Raw genomic sequence first — 830 nt, 5'->3', positions numbered from 1 at the left:
TAAATACATCATGGTGCTCCCGAAAGGTAGATACGTAATATCTGTGACTAGCTTTTTCAAAGGCTGTTCTGCATGAAATTGCCGTTTCAGTAGATGCTCCGCTACATGCGCAGGTTGTCCGGTCTGCTTCCGTTTCTTTACCCTCACTCGGCATTGCCAACCGTACTGTTGCATGATCTTCTGCACTCGCTTGTGATTGACGGTCTCATGACGCCGTAACTCAGAGGTGATCTTGCGATACCCGTAACGAAAGCGATGCTTCTGACACAGCTCCTGGACGCGTGAGACAAGCGAGTCGGGCGTTGTAGGGAGTCCTTGCTTTTTCCAGCGATAGTACGTTGACCGTGGCAAGCCAATCCACGCACAGGCCTGTTGTACCGTGGCCATGCTTTGAATACTTTCCATCCATGGAATTACAACTTCAGGCGACAGCTCCTCTCCAACTCCTTGAACTTTTTTAGCACTTCTACCTGTTGCTTAAGGAAACGATTTTCTGCTTGTAATCTCTCAATTTCAGATTCGTACTTCGGTCCTTTACCATAACTGTATTGCTTACCTACAGGCTGCTCAAGGCGGTGTAATTCACCCGCTCGATACCAGCGCATCCAAGTTTTCAATTGCGTCTCGTTCTTTATGTTAAGTTGCTCCATGACCTCCCTTACCGGCACATTTTCTAATCTCATCTCAATAGCCTTCATTTTGATTTCAACTGGGTAACTTACTCTTGTTGCCAACGCAAAAACACCTCCAAAGTTGTCCCTAACATCTTACGATGTTTTTGGATTCTCTTGAAGGTGTTTTGATTTGTCTCACGTTACGGGGTCAGTCCC

Annotated in this window: 2 protein-coding genes; both read right to left on the bottom strand. The window is 46.5% G+C overall.

Features of this window, described 5'->3' with window-relative positions:
- The coding region (locus tag IM700_RS22895) for an IS3 family transposase (RefSeq protein WP_204801202.1) at positions 1–351 on the bottom strand (351 nt) is incomplete at its 3' end.
- 62 nt (positions 352–413) lie between these two features.
- Positions 414–734, bottom strand: coding sequence for a helix-turn-helix domain-containing protein (locus IM700_RS22890; RefSeq protein ID WP_193419155.1), 321 nt, complete (start codon positions 732–734; stop codon positions 414–416).
- Positions 735–830 lie beyond the last annotated feature (96 nt).

Source organism: Paenibacillus rhizolycopersici (assembly GCF_014947195.2).
GTDB lineage: Bacteria > Bacillota > Bacilli > Paenibacillales > Paenibacillaceae > Fontibacillus > Fontibacillus rhizolycopersici.
Note: the sequence above shows the minus strand (reverse complement) of the source record. Positions and strands in the feature narration are given on the sequence as shown.